This window comes from Streptomyces sp. XY006, assembly GCF_002237655.1.
GTDB classification, from domain to species: Bacteria; Actinomycetota; Actinomycetes; order Streptomycetales; family Streptomycetaceae; genus Streptomyces; species Streptomyces levis.
The window spans coordinates 57,986-75,568 of sequence record NZ_NOKT01000009.1 but is presented as its reverse complement, the minus strand read 5'-3'; the positions used below and the strand labels follow the sequence as shown (position 1 = coordinate 75,568).

General features: G+C 71.8%; 12 protein-coding genes. 2 read left to right on the top strand and 10 right to left on the bottom strand.

Features of this window, described 5'->3' with window-relative positions; genetic code table 11:
- Both CHR28_RS12540 and CHR28_RS12535 read left to right on the top strand, forming a co-directional pair.
- On the top strand, positions 1–2,145 hold the full coding sequence (locus CHR28_RS12540) for an acetate--CoA ligase family protein (protein WP_094053793.1): 2,145 nt from the start codon (positions 1–3) through the stop codon (positions 2,143–2,145).
- A gap of 122 nt (positions 2,146–2,267) precedes the next feature.
- Positions 2,268–3,656 carry an OFA family MFS transporter gene (locus CHR28_RS12535; protein ID WP_094053660.1) on the top strand — a complete coding sequence of 463 codons (1,389 nt, stop codon included), beginning with the start codon at positions 2,268–2,270 and terminating at the stop codon, positions 3,654–3,656.
- A gap of 212 nt (positions 3,657–3,868) precedes the next feature.
- On the opposite strand, the gene CHR28_RS12530 is transcribed toward CHR28_RS12535, so the two are convergent.
- The 10 genes from CHR28_RS12530 to CHR28_RS12485 all read right to left on the bottom strand — a co-directional run bounded on the left by CHR28_RS12530 (position 3,869) and on the right by CHR28_RS12485 (position 17,579).
- Positions 3,869–4,921, bottom strand: a complete 1,053-nt coding sequence (locus CHR28_RS12530) for a sugar phosphate isomerase/epimerase family protein (protein WP_094053659.1) — start codon at positions 4,919–4,921, stop codon at positions 3,869–3,871.
- An 81-nt stretch (positions 4,922–5,002) separates the two neighbouring features.
- A complete protein-coding gene (locus CHR28_RS12525) occupies positions 5,003–6,415 on the bottom strand; it encodes a nucleotide pyrophosphatase/phosphodiesterase family protein (RefSeq protein ID WP_094053658.1) in 1,413 nt (470 codons plus the stop codon).
- Positions 6,412–7,581, bottom strand: coding sequence for a metabolite traffic protein EboE (gene eboE, locus CHR28_RS12520; protein WP_094053657.1), 1,170 nt, complete (start codon positions 7,579–7,581; stop codon positions 6,412–6,414). Before eboE ends, CHR28_RS12525 begins: the two co-directional genes overlap by 4 nt.
- A gap of 3 nt (positions 7,582–7,584) precedes the next feature.
- A complete protein-coding gene (locus tag CHR28_RS12515; RefSeq protein WP_094053656.1) occupies positions 7,585–8,496 on the bottom strand; it encodes a TatD family hydrolase in 912 nt (303 codons plus the stop codon).
- Positions 8,496–9,317, bottom strand: a complete 822-nt coding sequence (locus CHR28_RS12510; protein WP_094053655.1) for an EboA domain-containing protein — start codon at positions 9,315–9,317, stop codon at positions 8,496–8,498. The genes CHR28_RS12515 and CHR28_RS12510 overlap by 1 nt, the downstream gene beginning before the upstream one ends.
- The gene (locus tag CHR28_RS12505; RefSeq protein ID WP_094053654.1) at positions 9,314–10,288 is read right to left on the bottom strand and encodes a sugar phosphate isomerase/epimerase family protein; all 975 of its coding nucleotides are present in this window, start codon (positions 10,286–10,288) and stop codon (positions 9,314–9,316) included. The genes CHR28_RS12510 and CHR28_RS12505 overlap by 4 nt, the downstream gene beginning before the upstream one ends.
- The gene (locus CHR28_RS12500) at positions 10,285–11,196 is read right to left on the bottom strand and encodes an SCO3242 family prenyltransferase (protein ID WP_256984240.1); all 912 of its coding nucleotides are present in this window, start codon (positions 11,194–11,196) and stop codon (positions 10,285–10,287) included. Before CHR28_RS12500 ends, CHR28_RS12505 begins: the two co-directional genes overlap by 4 nt.
- A 131-nt stretch (positions 11,197–11,327) precedes the next feature.
- Positions 11,328–12,512 (bottom strand): inositol-3-phosphate synthase, encoded by a 1,185-nt coding sequence (locus tag CHR28_RS12495; protein WP_094053652.1) that lies wholly within the window; start codon positions 12,510–12,512, stop codon positions 11,328–11,330.
- Positions 12,513–12,594: 82 nt separating this feature from the next.
- Positions 12,595–16,317 (bottom strand): ThuA domain-containing protein, encoded by a 3,723-nt coding sequence (locus CHR28_RS12490; RefSeq protein WP_094053651.1) that lies wholly within the window; start codon positions 16,315–16,317, stop codon positions 12,595–12,597.
- A gap of 263 nt (positions 16,318–16,580) precedes the next feature.
- The gene (locus tag CHR28_RS12485) at positions 16,581–17,579 is read right to left on the bottom strand and encodes a sugar phosphate isomerase/epimerase family protein (protein WP_094053650.1); all 999 of its coding nucleotides are present in this window, start codon (positions 17,577–17,579) and stop codon (positions 16,581–16,583) included.
- Positions 17,580–17,583 lie beyond the last annotated feature (4 nt).

Genomic DNA, 17,583 nt, shown 5'->3' with positions numbered 1-17,583 from the left:
ATGGCCGAGGACCGCCTGGCGCGGGTGCGCTCCCTGCTCGACTCAGTGCGGGCCGAGGGCCGGACCGCACTGACCGCGCCCGAGGGCAAGGTGCTCGCCGACGCGTACGGCATCGCCGTACCGGGCGAGGAGCTGGCGACCGACGTCGACGAGGCCGTGGCGTTCGCGGCGCGCTTCGGCGGGCCCGTCGTGATGAAGATCGTCTCGCCGGACATCCTGCACAAGACCGACGCCGGCGGGGTGATCGTCGGCGTCGAGGGCGCCGCCGACGTGAGGGCCGCGTTCCACACCATCGTCGACAACGCGCGGGCCTACGACCCGAAGGCCCGCATCGCGGGCGTGCAGGTGCAGGAGCTGCTGCCCCGGGGGCAGGAGGTCATCGTCGGGGCGGTCACGGACCCGACGTTCGGGAAGGTGGTCGCCTTCGGGCTCGGCGGGGTGCTCGTCGAGGTGCTCAAGGACGTCACCTTCCGGCTGGCGCCGGTGGACGCCGACGAGGCGCTGTCGATGCTGGACTCGATCCGCTCCGCGGAGATCCTGCGCGGGGTGCGCGGACAGGCCGGCGTGGACCGGTGGGCCGTGGCGGAGCAGATCCGCCGGGTCTCCGAACTCGTCGCCGACTTCCCGGAGATCGCGGAGGTCGACCTCAACCCGGTGATCGCCACCGCGGAGGGGGCGGTGGCGGCCGACATCCGGGTGATCCTCGCCGAGTCGCAGCCCCCGCCGCGCCGGAAGTACTCCAGGGACGAGATCCTCACCTCGATGCGCCGGCTGATGCAGCCCGCCTCGGTCGCCGTCATCGGCGCCTCCAACGAGCAGGGCAAGATCGGCAATTCCGTGATGCGCAACCTCGTCGACGGAGGTTTCGCGGGCGACATCCACCCGGTGAACCCCAAGGCCGATGACATTCTGGGCCGCAAGGCGTACAAGAGTGTCACCGACGTTCCCGGTGAGGTGGATGTGGCGGTCTTCGCGATCCCCGCCAAGTTCGTGGCCTCGGCCCTGGAGGAGGTGGGACGCAAGAGGATCCCCAACGCCGTCCTGATCCCCTCGGGGTTCGCGGAGACCGGCGAGCACGAACTCCAGGCGGAGATCGTCGCCATCGCCGAGCGGTACGGGGTACGCCTGCTGGGGCCGAACATCTACGGCTACTACTCGACGTGGCAGGACCTGTGCGCGACGTTCTGCACGCCCTACGACGTCAAGGGCGGGGTGGCGCTGACCTCGCAGTCGGGCGGCATCGGGATGGCCATCCTGGGCTTCGCCCGCACCACCAAGACGGGCGTGTCGGCGATCGTCGGGCTCGGCAACAAGTCGGACCTGGACGAGGACGACCTGCTGACCTGGTTCGGCGAGGACCCGCACACCGAGTGCATCGCGATGCACCTGGAGGACCTCAAGGACGGCCGCGCCTTCGTGGAGGCCGCGCGGGCGACCGTGCCGAAGAAACCGGTGGTCGTCCTCAAGGCGGGCCGTACCGCGGCGGGCGCGAAGGCGGCCGGCTCGCACACCGGCGCCCTCGCCGGTGACGACGCGGTCTACGACGACATCCTCCGCCAGGCCGGTGTCATCCGGGCGCCCGGGCTGAACGACATGCTGGAGTACGCGCGCGCGTTGCCCGTGCTGCCGGCTCCCCAGGGCGACAACGTCGTGATCATCACCGGCGCCGGCGGCAGCGGTGTGCTGCTCTCCGACGCGGTGACGGACAACGGCCTGTCCCTGATGGAGATACCGCCCGACCTCGACGAGGCCTTCCGGAGGTTCATCCCGCCCTTCGGGGCGGCCGGAAACCCGGTGGACATCACCGGGGGCGAGCCGCCGTCGACGTACGAGGCGACGATCCGGCTGGGGCTGGAGGATCCGCGCATCCACGCGCTGGTCCTGGGCTACTGGCACACGATCGTCACTCCCCCGATGGTCTTCGCGGAGCTCACCGCGCGCGTGGTGGCCGAGTTCCGCGAGCGTGGGATCGAGAAGCCCGTGGTGGCCTCGCTCGCGGGGGACGTGGAGGTCGAGGAGGCCTGCCAGTACCTCTTCGAGCGCGGAGTCGTGGCGTACCCGTACACGACGGAGAAGCCGGTGGCCGTGCTCGGCGCGAAGTACCGCTGGGCGCGGGAGGCGGGGCTGCTGGGGGGCGGTACATGAGGTGAGGCAGCGGGGGGCCGGCCGACGGTGCGCGTCGGCCGGCCCCGGGACCCGCACGCGCACGAAAGGCATGGGACAGGGGGCGCTGGCCAGATCTTTCGACGCAAGGGGTGCGACACGACATGACAACGACCGATCTGCCCACCACGGTTCCCTACCGGGAGGTCACCGACGCGAACGGTCGCGTCTACCGCCTCGGTGAGACCGACATCGACATCATGGGGCGCAAGCGCAAGTGGATGGTGATCCTGCCCTGGATCGGCATGATGGGCATCTCCTCCGCCGAGTACGCGTTCGCGTCCGCCGAGGAGACCCTGCACACGGCGCACAGCTGGAACAGCATGCACATCTTCTGGATGATGACCGTCTGGGTCTTCTTCCAGGCCGCGGTGGCCTTCCCCGCGGGCAAGCTGCGAGAGAGCGGAAAACTCCCGGCCCGCTGGGCCATGATGTGCGGCGCGGTGGGGACCCTCATGGGCTACCTGTCGCTGGCCTTCGCACCGCACGTCGTCTTCGCCTACATCGGCTTCAGCATGTTCAGCGGCATGGGCGCGGGCATGGTGTACGCCACCTGCGTCAACATGGTCGGCAAGTGGTATCCGGAGCGCAAGGGCGGCAAGACCGGCTTCGTCAACGGCGGTTTCGCCTACGGCTCGGTGCCCTTCGTCTTCCTCTTCAACGGCTACATGGACCTCACCAACTTCCGCTGGGTGCTGGTGTCGGTGGGCGTGTTCCTGGCCGGGATCGTGGCGTTCTCCGGCTACTTCTTCAAGGACCCGCCGAAGAACTGGTGGCCCGCCGACATCGACCCGCTCAACCCGCCGGCCGACCCGCGCGCGGCCCGTTCGCTGCGCATGAACCCGCCGGCGGTGCGCCAGTACTCCCCCAAGGAGGCGTGGAAGACCGGCCGGGTGGCCCTGATGTGGTTCTGCCTGGCGTGCACGTCCGGTGTGAACATCTTCGGCATCGCCTTCCAGGTGGAGATCGGCGAGGAGGCCGGCTTCGCGGGCGGCATCGTCGCCACGGCCATGTCCCTGAAGGCCATCGTCAACGGCACCGGCCGCGGTGTCATCGGCTGGCTGTCCGACCTCTACGGCCGCAAGCGGTGCCTGCTGGTCGTGTGCGTCATCCTGGGCCTGTCCCAGTACGGCATCCTCTGGTCGGCGAACGCCGAGAACCTCCCGCTGTTCCTGGTCTTCTCCTCCATCTCCGGCTTCGGCGGCGGCGCCATCTTCCCGATGTTCGCCGCGCTCACCGCCGACTACTTCGGTGAGAACAACAACGCGTCCAACTACGGCATGGTCTACAGCGCCAAGCTGGTCTCCGGTCTGGGAGCGGGCATGGGTGCCGTGGTCGTCGGCGCCTGGGGACACTCCGGTGCCTTCATCCTGGCCGGTTCCATCTCCCTCTTCGCCGGCTGTGTGGCCCTGTTCCTCACCCCGCCGGGACGCGACAAGCAGACGCGCCGCATCGCTCCGAACCCGCAGCCGCTCGGCGAGGACACGACCTGACATGGCGGCGGAACCGCACGCGGCACCGTCCCCACCCGCTCCGCCGCACACCGTCCCCATGCGTCGCACGACCGGCTTCCACGGCCGCGTCCCGCTGATCGGCGGGACCGGCAGGCCCGCTGCGGGCCGGGCGCGACCCGTGTGCTGAGCCTGCCCCATGTGAGGAGGCCCCTCCCCGACCGGGGAGGGGCCTCCTCATGCCGTACCGGCCGTCAGCACTTCTCCCGCAGCGAGTGCAGGTGCGCGCTGGAGCGGCGGGCGAAGGTGAAGGACTCGGCCGGGTTGTCGTGCTCGGCCTGCCAGTGGTGGGCCAGGCGGTGGCCGCGCAGCCGGGTCACGGCGGAGATGAACCGCTGGTAGTCGATGTCACCGTCGCCGACGTCGGTCATGCGGTAGCCGTAGGGGTCCGACGGGGTGCTCTCGCCGTCCTTGACGTGGAACAGCGGGTAGCGGTCGGGCTGCCGCAGGACGTAGTCGAGCGGCTCGAACGGCGCGGCCGTGCCGTCGGGCCGCTTGGAGAAGCGGAACTGGCCGACGTACGCCCAGTAGATGTCCATCTCCAGATAGACCAGGTCCGGGTCGGTCTCCTTGAGCAGGACGTCGTAGAGGCGGACCTTGGGGTTGTCGGTGGCGAAGGAGAACTCCTCGGAGTGGTTGTGCTGGTAGAACTTCATGCCCCGGGCCTTCGCCGCGGCACCGTAGGTGTTGAAGTCCTCGGCGGCGCGCTTCCAGGCGTCGACGGTCGAGCCGTAGCGGAACGGGCCGGCGGCGGTGCCGATGTGCTTCAGACCGAGGGCCTGGGCGTCGTCGAGGACCTTGGTGAGGTTCTGCGCGAACGTGTAGGCGTTCGGGTCGTCGGAGTAGTAGCCGACGTGGCTGCCGATCGGGTTGAGGCCGTGGCTGCGGGCCAGCCGCTTGAGCTGGGCGAGCGTGATGGGGCCCGCCGAGCCCTGGGTGTAGCCGGCGAACTCGACCTCGTCGTAGCCGTAGCGCTCCAGTTCGGCGAAGACGGGGCCGAAGCCGAGGGTGGAGACCTTGTCGCGCAGGCTGTACAGCTGGATGCCCAGACGGCCGGGCGGCAGGACGGGCCGGCCACGGCCCTTGCCCGCGGCGGCGGTGCCGGTGGTGGCGGTCGCCGGGGCCGCGGTGGCGGGGAAGGCGGCGCCGAGCAGGGCCGCGGCGGTGGCACCGGCGGCCACGCCGAGCATGCCTCGTCTGCTCAGGCGGTGGCCGAGCTCGGGGTCGGGCTGGGAGAAGCGGCTCATGCGGGGAACTCCTCGTGATCGCGGGGCGTTGTCAGTGGTGAGTGCTTCACTTGTGACCAGTCGGGACTGAGGGCTACGGCCTCAGCCGAGACCGGCGAGTCGGAGCAGCAGTGACTTCACATCGGTGGCCGCGACGCGGTCGCCGACAGCGCGGGGGGTGGAGCAGATGAGGAGCGGACCGTCGTCGTCGCTCTGCGGAAGGCGGCCGTGGCTGCCGCGAATAGGTGAGGGATCCAGGGGCACCACCGCCATGCGGTAGCGCATGCCGAGTTTCTTGCGTGCCAGCGCGGTGGCCGCCTTGACCTTGACGTAGGGGTCGAGGGGATCCATGAAGAGCTCGACCGGGTCGTAGCCGGGTTTGCGGTGGATCTCGACGAGCTGCGCGAAGTCGGGTGCGCGGGCGTCGTCGAGCCAGTAGTAGTACGTGAACCAGGCGTCCGGTTCCGCCACGGCGACGAGTTCGCCCGCGCGCGGATGGTCGAGGTGGTGGGCCTTCTTGCCCTCGTCGTCGAGGAGTTGCTCGATGCCGGGCAGGCCGTCGAGGGCGGCGCGCGTGGCGTCGAGGTCCTCGGGGCGGCGCACGTAGACATGGGCGATCTGGTGGTCGGCGACGGCGAAGGCCCGGGAGGTCATCGGGTCGAGGTACTCCATGCCGTCCTGGGTGTGCACTTCCAGCAGGCCGGCGCGGCGCAGGGCGCGGTTGATGTCGACGGGCCGGTTCACGCGGGTGATGCCGTACTCGGACAGCGCGACGACCGTGCGGCCCTCGGCCCGGGCCTCGTCCAGGAGTGGGACCAGGGCGGCGTCGAGATCGGCGGCCGCCTTCAGGGAGCGGGGGTCGTCGGGGCCGAAGCGCTGCAGGTCGTAATCGAGATGAGGGAGGTAGCAGAGCGTCAGGTCGGGGTGACGGGTGCGGATGATGTGGCGGGTCGCGTCGATGATCCACCGGCTGGAGACGAGGTCCGCTCCGGGGCCCCAGAAGTGGAACAGGGGGAAGGTGCCGAGTTTCTCGGTCAGTTCGTCGTGGAGCGCGGGCGGCCGGGTGTAGCAGTCGGGTTCCTTGCGGCCGTCGGCGTAGTAGACCGGACGGGGGGTGACGGTGATGTCGGTGTCGGCGCCCATGGCGTACCACCAGCAGATGTTGGCGACGGTGTAGCCGGGGTGGGCGCGGCGGGCGGCGTCCCAGAGCTTGTCGCCGGCCACGAGCCCGTTGTGCTGGCGCCACAGCAGGACGTCGCCGAGTTCGCGGAAGTACCAGCCGTTGCCGACGATGCCGTGCTCGGAGGGCATGGTGCCGGTCAGGAACGTGGACTGGGCGGCACAGGTGACGGCGGGCAGGACAGTGCCCAGCGGGGCGACGGAGCCGGAGCGGCCGAGCGCCTTGAGGTGGGGCATGTGGTCGAGGAGACGGGGGGTGAGGCCGACGACGTCCAGGACGAGAAGCGGGGTGGGGCGGTCCGTACCGGCCGGGGCCGGCTGCTCGGGGATGCTCATGGCAGCTCCTTCAGGCCGAGGTCGGTCAGCAGGTCGCGGGCGAGGGTGAGTTCGGCGGCGATGCCCTCGGCGAGCTGGGTCCGGCCCTTGGGACGCAGCTCGGGCGGGAGGGCCTGCCAGGTGTAGGTCTCGACCTCCAGGTGGCGGGTGAGCGGGGCCGGGCCGCCGACGAGCCGGGTCAGTGCGGTCTTCAGGACCGGGAGGGTGGAGGTGAGGGGCGCGGCGGGGGCCGCGTGCAGGGGGACGTGGAAGTGGGCGCGCCAGGGTGCGGCGTCCGGCAGGGCGTGGCCGGCGAGGGCCTCGTCGAGATCGTCGGTGCCGCGCAGCCCGGCGGCGGTGGCGGTACGGGTCTGGTGCAGGAAGCGGGGTTCGGCGAAGGCGGCGAGAGCCTCGCGGACCTCAGGCAGATGGGGGTGTTCGGCGTGCAGGGCGGCGGAGAGCTGGGATTTGACGACGGGGACGCGGGCTGCGGCGAGGGCGTCCAGGGCGGTGTCCGGGTCCTCGAAGGAGGTGGCGAGGTGGCAGGTGTCCACGCAGATGCCGATGCGGTCGCGGCCGATCGCGGTGAGCGGGGCGATGGCGTCGCGGGTGGTCTCGACGACGCAGCCGGGTTCCGGCTCCAGACCGACGCGGAGGGAGCGTCCGGTCAGTTCCTCGATGGCATCGAGCCGCTCGGCGAGGGTGCGCAGGGCTGCCCGGGCGGCCTCCGCGCGGCCGTCGTCGTACACGGTGCGCCAGGCCAGGGGCAGGGTGGAGATGGTGCCCTCGGTGACGTCGTCGGGGAGGAGGCCGGCGAGGACGCGGGCCAGGGCGGTGGTGTGGTCGAGGCGCTCCGGATCGGCCCAGTCCGGCTTGTAGACGCGGTACTTGACCTCCTCGGCGCCGAAGCCCTCATAGGGGAAGCCGTTGAGGGTGACGACCTCCAGGCCGCGCCGGTCGAGCTCGGTGCGCAGGCCGCGCAGGGCCGACGGGTCGGTGACGAGGGCGTGGGCGGCGTCCTTGGCGAGCCACAGCCCGATGCCGAGACGGTCGCGGCCGAGGCGGCGGCGGACGGGTTCGCAGTGGTCGCGGAGCTGGGCGATCACACCGTCAAGGGTCTCGGCGGGGTGGACGTTGGTGCAGTAGGCGAGGTGGACGGTGGTGCCGTCGGGGTGGCGGAAGCGCATGGCTCACGCCTCCGCTGCGGGGACACGTGCCGGGTCCGCGGACCCGGGGTCCGGCTCGTGCGGGTCCTTCGGGGCGCCGCGGAGGATGGAGTTGCCCTCGTGAGTGGCCTCGGTGCCGGTGACGTCGAGGTTCAGGCGGCCGCTGAGTCCGTAGAAGGCGACGGGGTTGCGCCACAGCACCCGGTCGACGGTGTCCTCGTCGAAGCCCTCGGCGAGCATCAGGTCGGCCACCTTGCGGGTCTTGAGCGGGTCGCTCTTTCCCCAGTCGGCGGCGGAGTTGACCAGGACCTGTTCGGGACCGTAGGCGCGCAGGATCGCGACCATCCGCTCCTCGTCCATCTTGGTGTCGGGATAGACGGAGAAGCCCAGCCAGCAGCCGCTGTCCTTGGCTTCCTTGACGGTGGTCTCGTTGAGGTGGTCGACCAGGACGCGTTCCGCGGGCAGGGCGGACTCGCGGACGACGTCGAGGGTGCGGCGCAGTCCGGCGAGCTTGTCGCGGTGCGGGGTGTGCACGAGGGCGGGCAGCCCGTGGTCGGCGGCGAGCTGCAGCTGTGCGGCGAGGGCGGTGTCCTCGGCGGGGGTCATCGAGTCGTAGCCGATCTCCCCCACGGCGACGACGTTGTCCTTGACGAGATACCGGGGCAGTTCGTCGAGGACGGGCACACAGCGCGGGTCGTTCGCCTCCTTGGGGTTGAGGGCGATCGTGCAGTGGTGGGCGATGCCGTACTGGGCGGCCCGGAAGGGCTCCCAGCCGAGGAGGGCGTCGAAGTAGTCGCGGAAGGAGGCGGGCGAGGTGCGGGGCTGGCCGAGCCAGAAGGCGGGCTCGACGACGGCGCGGACGCCTGCGGCGTACATGGCCTCGTAGTCGTCGGTGGTCCGGGAGGTCATGTGGATGTGGGGGTCGAAGATGCGCATCAGGACTCCTTGCCGTGGGGGTGGTCCGGGCCCGGGGCGGGGGGCGCGGACTCGGTCAGGTCCAGGACGCGGTACAGGTCCTCGGGGACGGGGCGGCCGGCGGCCGTGCGCTCGGCCGCGTAGTCGCCCAGCATGCGGGCGAGTTCGCCGTCGCCACGGGCCCGCCGGGGCAGGTCCGCCACGTGGTCGACGGGGACGCCGGTGAACAGGCACTTGAGCACGGCGTGCCGCCAGGAGTGGGCGTCCAGGTGCCGGGCGGCGTACGGGCCGACGGCGGCGCCGAGGAGCCGGGTGTCGTTGGTGCGCAGGGCGTCCTCGACGAGCGGCAGGGCGGCGGGGCCGGACACGAGGTGGGGCAGGGCGTGCAGGACGGCGCGGCGCTCGTCGGCGGTGCCCTGGAAGTACACGCGGCTCAGGGCGTCGGCGCCGGCCCGGGCCGCGTGCAGGATGAGGACGCGTGCGGCGTCGGCGTGCGCGGCCCCGCAGCGGCGGCCTGCCTCGGCCAGACGCAGCTCCCACGCGGAGATGGGCCCGTGGATGCCCGGGTGCGCGGCGGCCTCGTCCAGGGCGTGCTCCAGCCAGGTGCGGGCGGCCTGGTCCAGGTCGGTGGTCAGCCGGCGGCGGAGGTCGGTGAGCGACGGGAGGGTGGGGAGGCCGGTGAGGACCGTGTCTGACGTGGGTGAGTCAGGCGTGGGTGAGTCAGGGGTGGGTGAGTCAGGCGTGGGTGAGCCGGGCGTGGACACCTCGGGCTGGGCTTCGGTGTCGCGGGTGTTCGGGGTGCTGCCGGTGCTCGCCGTGGGTGTGGCGTGGGGGTGGGTCATGGGGTGCTGCTCCCTTCAGGGGTGGTGGAGGGAGCGCCGTGGGGTGGCGCGGCCTGCTGGAGGGCCGGAGCGGGAGACGGCGGCGCGGCGGCAGCCGCGGCCCGCTCGGCGTGGCGGAGGAAGGGCAGGGAGCGGGCGGCGAAGTGCGGACCCGCGTGCGAGTGGCGGGGCAGTTCGACGACGGTCAGGCCCTGGTAGCCGGTGGCGGCGAGGGCCGCCAGGACCGGCGGGAAGTCGATCTCCCCGTCCCCGAAGGGGAGGTGCTCGTGGAAGCCGCGCCGCATGTCCTCGATCTGCACGTGCCGCAGCCAGGGGGCGGCCTCCCGGACGCAGTCGGCCGGAGGCAGGGGTTCGAGGCACTGGCAGTGGCCGATGTCCAGGGTGAGGCCGAGCGGCTCGGGGTCGCCGAGGGCGCGGCGCAGGTGGTGGAAGTCGGCGAGGGTGGAGAGGAGGTGGCCGGGCTCGGACTCGACGGCGAGCGGGACGCCGGCGGTGGCGGCGGCGTCCAGGACGGGAGTGAGGGCCTCGGTGAGGCGTTTCCAGGCGGTGCCGGAGTCGGTGCCCTGCGGGAGGATGCCGCTGAAGCAGTGCACGGCGTGGGCGCCGAGGTCGGCGGCGACCCGGACGGCCCGGACGAGGAGGTCGATGCGGCGGGCCCGGTCGTCGGGGTCCGGGTCGAGCAGGGACGGACCGTGCTTGCGGCGCGGGTCGAGCACATAGCGGGCCCCTGTCTCCACGGTGACGCCCAGGCCCAGCGCGTCCAGCCGCTGCGCGACGCGGCGGGTCCGGGCGGCGAGGTCGGGGGCGAGCGGGTCGAGGTGCATGTGGTCGAGGGTCAGCCCGACGCCGGAGTAGCCGAGGTCGGCGAGAAGGGAGAGGGCGTCGTCGAGGCGGAGGTCGGCGAGACCATTGGTGCCGTAGCCGAAGCGGAGGGCGGGGAGGGCACCGGGGACAGGGTTCTGTGCGCTCATGTGACGCTCACCTTCCTCGCGAACTTCGCTCCCAGTGGGGCGAGGGCGGCGATGAGGAGTGCCCCTGCCGTGCCCCGGGCGCGCGCGGTGAGAGCGGCCTGGAGGGGGATCGTGGCGCGGATGCCGGCGCCGACGGCGCGTTGGGTGAGGGGAGGTGACGGGTTCAGGGCGGCGTGGACGTAGGGGCGGGCGGTGGTCGCGGCGTAGGCGGCCGCGCACGCGGTGGTGAGCAGGGTCGCCGGGGACGGGCGACCGGCGTGGTCCCGGACGGGGCGGAGGCCGGTCCGTCCGTGGGCGGTGGCCGGTGGGCGGCCGGTCACCGGGCCGGCGGACCGGTGCGTCACCAGGCGGGTCAGCAGGGCGGTCGTCGCGAGGGCCGCGAGCGGGGCCAGGGGTGCGCCGCCCTGGGCCTCGTGGCGGGAGACCGTGGTCACGGCGACGGTGTGGGTGCCGAGGAGGGCGGCGGAGGGCAGGGCCGGGCCGGTGCGGCCTGTGGTGGCCGCGGCTCCCAGGAGCAGGTCCAGGCCCCGTGCGGCCCCCATGGCCACCGGTCCGGCCGGGGTGTGCTTCAGGCCGAGGTCGTACGCCCAGACGGTGGCGGCCAGGGGTACGGCCACGGTGAGGGCCGGTCGTCCGGCGCGGGCGGCCAGGGCCAGTCCGGCGGCGGTGAACGCGCAGGCGGCCGTGAGTGCGGCGGACGGCCGGATGCGGCCGGAGGGCAGGGGGCGGTGCGGGCGTTCGACGGCGTCGATGTCGCGGTCCGCCCAGTCGTTGAGGGCCATGCCGGCCTCGTAGAGGCAGAGGGAGGAACCGATGGCGAGCAGGGTCCGGGCGCCGGGCCGCGCCCCGGCCGCGGCCGTGCCGGCCAGGGCGTCGCCGGGGACGCTGAACAGGGCGGGCAGCCGCAGGAGCTCGGCCCAGGCGCGCCTGCCGCCCCAGCGGTTGCGCGAGCGGCGGCCGGTGGGGGTGCGGAGGGCCGGGACATGCCCGGTGCCGGACGCGTCGGCCAGGGACGTGTCGCACGAGCGGTCGCGCAGCGTCACAGCGCTTCCCCCGATGCGTCGGCCCGCTGCTCCGGCCGCGCGTCACCGCCCCCTGCCCCGATCCGCCCCAACCCCCGCCCGAACCGGACCAGTTGCTCGTACTGTTCGGACAGGCCGGCGGGGCCGTCACCCACCGGGTCCTTGAAGTAGAACCCGAGGGGGGCGAGCGGGCCGGACAGGCCCGTTTCGTGGGCGCGGGCGGTGAGGCGGGCGAGGTCGAGCACCAGGGGGGCGGCGAGCGCCGAGTCGCAGCCCTGCCAGATGGTCTGCAGGACCATGCGGGTGCCGAGGAAGCCGTCGAAGGCGATGTGGTCCCAGGCGGTCTTCCAGTCGCCGAGGGCGGGGACGTCGTCGATGTGCACCTCGCCCTCGGGCACGTTGCCGAGGGTGTCGGCGAGGACGCGTTCCTTGCCGGCGTTCTTCGCCGCGGCGGCCGCCGGGTCGGCGAGGGCGGCGCCGTCTCCGCCGCCGAGCAGGTTCGTGCCGGACCAGGCCCGCACGTGCAGGGCCCGCTGGGCGAACATCGGGCCCAGCACGGCCCGCAGCAGGGTCTGTCCGGTCTTGCCGTCGCGGCCGGCGTAGGGCAGTCCGCTGTGTTCGGCCTCGCGCGCGGCGACGGGGTGATGCATGCCCTCGGAGGGGGTGAAGTTGACGTAGGGGCAGCCCGCGCGCAGGGCCGCCAGGGCGTACAGGGTGCTGGCCGGCAGGGGGGCGCCCGGGCCGTGCGAGGCGGGTTCGGTGGAGGCGACGTTCACCACCACGGTCCGTTCGAGCGCGTGGCGGCGCGTGAAGTCGCGGATGTCGTCGGCGAAGGCCGTGATCAGGTCGGCCTCGCCGCGGGTGTCCCCGGGCGTGGGGCCGCCGGGGCGGATCTCCCGGTCGGCGGCGGCGAGTTCGGCGGCGACGGCGGTCGCGACGCCGGGGGGCAGGACGCCGCCGGCGGTCAGGGTCTCGGCGCGTTTGGGCAGGGGGCAGTCGAGGGTGTCGTGGCCGCCGAAGACGAGGTCGGACAGGGCGGGAAGGCCGCTGTCGGTGAAGGCGGGGGTCTCGGTCACCATGCCGGTGGGCGGGTGCAGTCCCGCGGTGACGGCGGCACACCCCGTGACGACGGTGGTGGCGACGGAGCCTCGGGCTCCGATCAGCCACACGCCCACGCGGGGTCGGGGAAGGAACGCGGACATGGGCAGCCTCCTGGTCGTGCGCGAACCCGGGGGGAGGGGGGAGACGGCGGGCGGGGGTCCGGCGTCCCCCGCCCGCCGCCGTTCACTGGCCCTGGACGGGCAGTTCCTTGAGCTGGATGTTGCGGAAGGAGACCTGGTCGTCGGCGCCGTGGTTCTGCAGGCCGATGTAGCCGTCGGTCAGGCTCCGCTCGGGGTCCTTGTTGGTGAAGTCGTTGATCTTGACTCCGTTGAGGAACACCTGGAGGCGTTCGCCCTGGACCTTGATCTCGTAGGAGTTCCACTGGCCGGGCGGCCGCAGAACCTGGTCACGGGCCTTGATGTTGGCCGACTTGAAGGAGTAGACCGAGCCCGTGGTGCGGTCGGGTGCGTCCGTGGCGTCGATCTGGATCTCGTAGCCCTTGTTCACCGCGGACCAGGGGTCGTCGGAGGCCGGGAAGCCCACGAAGATCCCGGAGTTGTCGTCGCCCTGCATCTTCCAGTCGAGCTTGAGGGAGTACGACTTCAGCTCCTTGGCCTGGTACCAGAGCAGACCCATGCCGCCCTCGGACTCCATCACGCCGTCCTTGACGACGAACTTGCCGGGGCCGGCCTGCTTCCAGCCGTCCAGGGTCTGGCCGTTGAAGATCTTCCGGTATTCCTTGCCCGGCTTGCAGTCCGCCTTCACCTGGCCGGTGGCGTACTGCAGGCCGCCGAGCAGGTGGGCGCGGAAGGCCTCGTCGGCGTAGGACTCCTTGGTGTGGCCGCCGCCGGTGTAGAAGGAGCGGCCGCCGCCGTAGCTCTGGCACCAGGCGATCGGGTGGTCGCCCTTCATGGTGCCGCCCTGGTAGGTGGTCTCGTCCAGGGTGGCGAGGACCTTGGCCTGCTCGCGCGGGTTGGTGCGGTAGTTGTACCACTCGTCGGTGCGCTCCCAGGCGTCGCCCAGGTGCGCGGTGGACGGGTGGTCGTGGTCCTCGACGCGGACGGTGGCCTTCTGGATGGCCGGGTGCGAGTGGAAGTAGGCGCCGACGAGGCCGCCGTAGAACTCCCAGTCGTACTCGGTGTCGGCCGCCGCGTGGATGCCCATGTACCCGCCGCCGCCCGCCACGTAGTCCTCGAACGCCTTCTGCTGCCCGGCGTCGAGCACGTCGCCGGTGGTGGACAGGAAGGCGACGGCGTCGTACTTGGCAAGGTTGGTGGTGGTGAACTGCCGGGCCTCCTCGGTCGCGTCGACCGTGATGCCGGCCGGGCCGCCGAGTTCCTTCAGCGCGGCGATGCCGGCCGGGATGGAGTCGTGCCGGAAGCCGGCGGTCTTGGAGAAGACCAGGACCTTCTTGCCGCCCTTGAACGGCTCCTTGGAGAACTCGAAGTCGTCCACGTCGAACAGGGCGCCCTCGCCGCCCTTGAAGACCAGGTAGATGTCGGTGGTCTTCTTCGGCAGCGACCGCAGCGGCACGTCGACGTTCTGGAACGTCTCCCAGCCGCCGGTCGGCGGGATGTAGGCCGAGCCGTGCAGCGGTCCCTCGGGCGAGCCGGTGCGCAGTTCGACGAAGCCGCCCGCGCCGCCGGAGGAGGCCCGCACGGTCATCTTCTTCTGCCCGTCGAACCGGTAGGGGGTGAAGGAGATCCAGTCGCCGTCGTTGATGTCGCCGACGGTCTTGCCGCCGTTGGCGCCGGTCTTGTCGACGACGGACACGCCGGACTGGGTGGTGAAGTGCTCGCCCTGGCGGTGCAGCGGCTGCAGGACGGTGCGGGCCGTGCCGGTCAGCTCCTCCTGGCCGTTGGCGCCGCCGTCGGTGTAGCTGGCGCCGACGACGCCGTAGATGTTGGCGTTGGGGTCGTGGCCGCCGTCACCGGGCGGCGGCTTCAGGGTGCCCTCGCAGCCCATCTCGCTGGTCAGCTCGTGGGCGTGGGAGTCGTGGCCGAGGCTGTAGGCGACCTTGACCTTGGAGCAGTCGACGGTCTCCTCGGGGTCGGTGACGGTCACCTTGAACGGGACGGGCTGGCCGAAGGCGGCCAGGGTTCCGTTGCCCGGGACGTCGATGCGTACCTTGGGCTCGGTGTTGCCGACCACGATCCGGACGCTGGCGTTGCCGGTGTTGCCCTCGGGGTCCTTGGCGGTGAAGGTGGCGCTGTAGGTGCCGACCTTCTTGTACCGGTGGGTGGGGTTGAGGCCCTCGCCCTTGGTGCCGTCGCCGAAGTCCCAGCTGTAGGTGAGGTCGGTGGAGTCGGCGTCCTTGGCGGAGCCGGTGAAGGTGACCTTCAGGCCGGCCGCTCCGGACGTCTTGTCGGCGCTCACCTCGGCGATCGGGGAGAAGCCGTCCTCGGCGTTCTCGATCCGGTACAGCGCGGAGTTCTCGTCGCCCTGGAACCAGGAGACGCCGTAGTCGAGGACGTAGAGGGCGCCGTCGGGGCCGAACTCCATGTCCATGATCTGGGTGCCGGTCCACGGGAAGTCGTTGATCTTCGCGACGGACCCGTCGTCGTTCTGCTCGATCCGCTTGATCCAGCGGCGGCCGAATTCACCGGCGAAGAAGTCGCCGTCGTAGGCCTCGGGGAACTTGACGCTGGAGTCGAGCTCGGGGTCGTAGCGGTAGACCGGGCCGGCCATCGGGGACTCGGAGCCGGTGCCGAACTCGGGCACGGAGCCGCCGTCGTACGGGATCCAGGCGGCCTGCGCGGGCGGCAGGTCGGTCAGGCCCGTGTTGTGCGGGGAGGTGTTCTTCGGGGCGGCGCAGTCGAACTTCTCGCCGGACTCCTTGGTGGCGAAGTCGTAGTCGACGTAGGCGTCGTTGTTCCCGGTGCAGAACGGCCAGCCGAAGTTGGCCGCCTTGGTCACCTTGGCGAACTCGACTTGTCCGGCCGGCCCGCGCTTGGGGTCGGCGGCGCCCGCGTCGGGGCCGTAGTCGCCGACGTAGACGATGCCCGTCTTGTCGTCGACGCTCATCCGGAACGGGTTGCGGAAGCCCATCGCGTAGATCTCGGGACGGGTCTTGTCGGTGCCCGGGGCGAAGAGGTTGCCCTCGGGAATCGTGTAGGAGCCGTCCTCGGCGACCTTGATGCGCAGGATCTTGCCGCGCAGGTCGTTGGTGTTGCCGGAGCTGCGGCGGGCGTCGAAGGCCGGGTTGCGGTTCGGCCGGTCGTCGATCGGCGTGTAGCCGTCGGAGGCGAAGGGGTTGGTGTCGTCGCCGGTCGACAGGTAGAGGTTGCCGTCGGCGTCGAAGTCGATGTCGCCGCCGACGTGGCAGCAGGTGCCGCGGGAGGCAGCGACGTCGATGACCTTCTTCTCGCTGGCCGTGTTGAGTGTGCCGTTGGCGTTCAGCGTGAAGCGGGACAGGCGGTTGACGCCGTCGAACTTCTTGAAGTCCTCGGCGGTGCCGGTCTCCGGGGCGTCGCCGGCGGGGGTGTCGAGCGGCGGGGCGTAGTAGAGGTAGATCGCCCGGTTGTTCTTGAAGTCCGGGTCGACGCCGACGCCTTGGAGGCCTTCCTCGTCGTGGGTGTAGACGGGGATCTTGCCGGCGACCTTGGTGACACCGCCCTGGTCGGTCAGGCGCAGGGTGCCGTCGCGCGAGGTGTGCAGGACGCTGCGGTCCGGGAGCACGGCGAGCGACATCGGCTCGCCCATCTCGGGTTCGCCCTTGGCGAGCGGCACCTGCTGGAACTGGCCCTCGGCGGCCGCCGGTTCGTCGTGCTCCGGGTGGCCGGGGTGGGCGCCGGCGACGCCGGCCGGGGTGCCCACGGCCAGGAGCAGACCGGTGAACAGGGCAAGGGTGGTGCGCAGTGTGGGGCGTCTGGGGGTGCGGGTGCGTGTGAGGCTGGTTCTGTGCACGAAGTCCCTCCGGGAACGGGTGGGCCGTACGGGGTGGGTACGAAGACGTGCGGTGCGGGCGCCGGGGTGCGCCGTCACCCCGGAGGTGCGTGTGTCCTGAACACTTCAAGGACGGTAACCGTCTCCGTCCGGGGCGAACACCCCTTGCGCCAGGATCGGTTCAGCTTTCTCCCAGCACAGGACAAAGCGGTATCCGGGCAGGTCGGAGGGGGGACCGGCAGGGGGTGCCGGTCCCCGTCCCCGACCTGGGCCGGGTGTGCGGTTCAGCTGTTGAACGCGGCGTCGAACGACGCGCTGGGCGGCTCGAAGTCGAAGGCCTTCAGACGGGTCAGCGCCTCCGGCGCCCCCTGGAGCCGGTCCATGCCGGCGTCCTCCCATTCGACGGAGACCGGGCCCTGGTAGTCGATGGAGCGCAGCATCCGGAAGACGTCCTCCCAGGGCACGTCGCCGTGCCCGGCGGAGACGAAGTCCCAGCCGCGCCGCGGGTCGCCCCAGGGCAGGTGGGAGCCGAGCCGGCCGTTGCGTCCGTCCAGGCGCTTGCGGGCCTCCTTGCAGTCGACGTGGTAGATGCGGTCGCGGAAGTCCCACAGGAAACCGACGGGGTCGAGGTCCTGCCACACGAAGTGCGAGGGGTCGAAGTTGAGTCCGAAGGCGGGGCGCCGGTCGACGGCTTCGAGGGCCCGCTGGGTCGTCCAGTAGTCGTAGGCGATCTCGCTGGGGTGGACCTCGTGCGCGAACCGCACGCCCTCGGCGTCGAAGACGTCGAGGATCGGGTTCCAGCGGTCGGCGAAGTCCTGGTAGCCGCGCTCGATCATCGACTCGGGCGCGGGCGGGAACATGGCGACCAGGTGCCAGATGGCGGAGCCGGTGAAGCCGATGACGGTGTCGACGCCGAAGGCGGCCGCGGCCCGCGCGGTGTCCTTCATGCGCTCGGCGGCCCGCTGCCTGACCCCTTCCGCGTCGCCGTCGCCCCAGATCGCGTCGGGCAGGATCGCCTCGTGGCGTTCGTCGATGATGGCGTCGCAGACGGCCTGGCCGACCAGATGGTTGGAGATCGCCCAGCACTTCAGGCCGTACTTGTCGAGCAGCGCCCGGCGGCCGTCGAGGTATCCGGGGTCGGACAGCGCCTTGTCGACTTCGAAGTGGTCTCCCCAGCAGGCGAGTTCGAGGCCGTCGTAGCCGAAGTCGCGGGCCAGGCGGCAGACCTCCTCCAGGGGCAGGTCCGCCCACTGGCCGGTGAAGAGCGTGAAGGTGCGCGGCATGGAA

What these genes read in the sequence shown, in the direction of transcription:
- CHR28_RS12510 (WP_094053655.1), bottom strand. Translation starts at nt 9,317, where the DNA reads ATGACCCACCCCCACGCCACACCCACGGCGAGCACCGGCAGCACCCCG.
- CHR28_RS12540 (WP_094053793.1), top strand. Translation starts at nt 1, where the DNA reads ATGGCCGAGGACCGCCTGGCGCGGGTGCGCTCCCTGCTCGACTCAGTG.
- CHR28_RS12485 (WP_094053650.1), bottom strand. Translation starts at nt 17,579, where the DNA reads ATGCCGCGCACCTTCACGCTCTTCACCGGCCAGTGGGCGGACCTGCCC.
- CHR28_RS12530 (WP_094053659.1), bottom strand. Translation starts at nt 4,921, where the DNA reads ATGAGCCGCTTCTCCCAGCCCGACCCCGAGCTCGGCCACCGCCTGAGC.
- CHR28_RS12515 (WP_094053656.1), bottom strand. Translation starts at nt 8,496, where the DNA reads ATGCGCATCTTCGACCCCCACATCCACATGACCTCCCGGACCACCGAC.
- CHR28_RS12525 (WP_094053658.1), bottom strand. Translation starts at nt 6,415, where the DNA reads ATGAGCATCCCCGAGCAGCCGGCCCCGGCCGGTACGGACCGCCCCACC.
- CHR28_RS12495 (WP_094053652.1), bottom strand. Translation starts at nt 12,512, where the DNA reads ATGTCCGCGTTCCTTCCCCGACCCCGCGTGGGCGTGTGGCTGATCGGA.
- CHR28_RS12535 (WP_094053660.1), top strand. Translation starts at nt 2,268, where the DNA reads ATGACAACGACCGATCTGCCCACCACGGTTCCCTACCGGGAGGTCACC.
- eboE (WP_094053657.1), bottom strand. Translation starts at nt 7,581, where the DNA reads ATGCGCTTCCGCCACCCCGACGGCACCACCGTCCACCTCGCCTACTGC.
- CHR28_RS12505 (WP_094053654.1), bottom strand. Translation starts at nt 10,288, where the DNA reads ATGAGCGCACAGAACCCTGTCCCCGGTGCCCTCCCCGCCCTCCGCTTC.